General features: G+C 45.9%; 3 protein-coding genes. All 3 read right to left on the minus strand.

Annotation, left to right across the window (positions count from 1 at the left end):
• The coding region (locus tag C1T29_RS13795; protein ID WP_231516499.1) for an aromatic acid exporter family protein at positions 1-568 on the minus strand (568 nt) is incomplete at its 3' end.
• Between the two features lie 72 nt (positions 569-640).
• Positions 641-1,363, minus strand: a complete 723-nt coding sequence (locus C1T29_RS13800; RefSeq protein ID WP_208945464.1) for an arginine ABC transporter ATP-binding protein ArtM — start codon at positions 1,361-1,363, stop codon at positions 641-643.
• A complete protein-coding gene (locus tag C1T29_RS13805; RefSeq protein ID WP_020452110.1) occupies positions 1,356-2,018 on the minus strand; it encodes an arginine ABC transporter permease ArtQ in 663 nt (220 codons plus the stop codon). The genes C1T29_RS13800 and C1T29_RS13805 overlap by 8 nt, the downstream gene beginning before the upstream one ends.
• Positions 2,019-2,140: the final 122 nt, after the last annotated feature.

Consider the following 2,140-nt stretch of genomic DNA (forward strand, 5'->3'; position numbering starts at 1 on the left):
TCAAACGGTGCGTCTCAGGAATCTCTTTTCCCGTCCAGTCCTGTTCCCCGGTCAGCAAATAGCGTTCGATTTCTTCAAAAATCTTGGCAAAGTTATCTTCGATTTTCTGCTGATACTGTTTGAGCTCTTTATCGAGGCTCGGCATGTACAAATTCATCAGCAGGGCAACGCCGATTCCCGTAATGATGATGAGGCATTCATTCCAAATGAGAGAAAGGGTGATCCCTTCTGACATATAAAGATGAAGAATGATGACCGAACTTGTAACGATTCCTTCTTTTATTTTCAGAAGAACGGTTGTCGGAATAAAGAACAGCAGCATCAGACCGATGACAGCCGGATGATAGCCGATCAGTTCAAAAAACGCGTATGAAAAAACGATCGCAAGAATGCATGCCGCAAACCGGGCCCATGATGACTGAAGGGACCGCTTTTTCGTCACTTGAATACAGAGGATCGTGATGATCCCTGTCGACACAAAATTATGAAGGCCGAGCAGCTGTGCGATATAGATGGCCAATGCTGTGCCAAGCGCTGTTTTTAATGTGCGATAACCTATTTTAAACATCGTTAACCCCAATCTTTTCTGCTAGTCTTAGTGAATAAAAAAGAAGAAGATCAGCATCTTCTTCAGCTTATTTTATAGTATTTTCTCTAAAAAGTCTTGAGCTCTTTTCGATTTTGGAGAAGAAAAAAACGCTTTAGGAGCATCGTCTTCGACAATGGTTCCTTCATCCATGAAAAGCACCCTGTCGGCGACTTCTTTGGCAAAGCCCATTTCGTGCGTCACGATCACCATCGTCATCCCGGTTTTCGCCAAATCCTGCATCACCTGAAGCACTTCTTTGACCATCTCAGGATCAAGGGCCGATGTCGGCTCGTCAAACAGCATGATGTCCGGATTCATCGCCAGCGCCCTCGCAATCGCAACGCGCTGCTTTTGCCCCCCTGATAAACGGTTCGGATAATCATCTTTTTTATCGATAAGCCCCACTTTCTCAAGCAGTTCTTCCGCTTTTTTCGTTGCTGCCTGTTTGCTTTCTTTTTTGACATGGACAGGTGCATACGTAATATTTTCAAGAACCGTTTTATGCGGAAACAAATGAAAATGCTGAAAGACCATGCCGATGTTCTCTCTGATTTTCAGCACATTTGTTTTCGGTCTTGTAATCTCTTGATCCTGAATGAAAATGCTGCCCTCCGTCGGCTTTTCGAGCATGTTTAAGCAACGCAGAAACGTGGACTTGCCTGAGCCTGACGGACCGATGACAGCGGCTACTTCGCCTTTTTCAAAGGAAACGGAAATATGTTTAAGCACCTCGTGCTTTCCGAAAGATTTTGAGAGATTGCGAACATTAATCATTGACATTCAGCTTCCTTTCAATCGCTTTGCCGACAAACGTCAGGATCAAAACGAGCACATAGTAGATGAGACCCGCAAACAGCATCGGCTCAAGCGGGCTGTAGATCGCCGCTCCCGCCTGATAGCTTCGTCTCATAATATCGCCGAGTCCGATGACGGTGACAACAGCCGATTCCTTTGTCAGTGTAATCGATTCGTTGATCAGCGCTGGCATGATATTTTTAAAGGCCTGCGGCAGCAAGAGATCCTTCATCATCTTTGCATACGGGACGCCCAGCGCCATCGCCGCTTCTTTTTGCCCTTTGTCGATCGCATTGATTCCGGCTCTGATGATTTCTGACACATAAGCGGCGGAATTTAAGCCGAATGCGATGACGGCCGCCCAGTAAGCATCAATATCGAAGCCCAGCACCTGAGGCAGCCCGTAATAGACGATCATCAGCTGCAGAACAAGCGGTGTCCCCCGGAATATGGAAGTGTAAAAATCGGCAATCCATGCGAGGGGCTTGATCGAACTGATTTTTAAAAGCGTAATCAAAACCCCCAGCAAAAATCCAAGCACGGCCGCAGCCGCGACCACTTTTAAGGTGACGCCCAAGCCTTCCAAAATGAAAGGCATCTCGGGTATTGTACTAGAAAAATCAAGAAAATTCATGTGACTCTCCCTCTCCCGCCTCATCATCAAAGAGGCGCACATCGCTTTAGAAAAAAAAGTTCAACAAAAAGTTGAACTTTTCACGCTTACTTTTTCGTTTCTCCGCCGAACCATTTTTCTTT

Source organism: Bacillus sp. MBGLi79 (genome assembly GCF_002953915.1).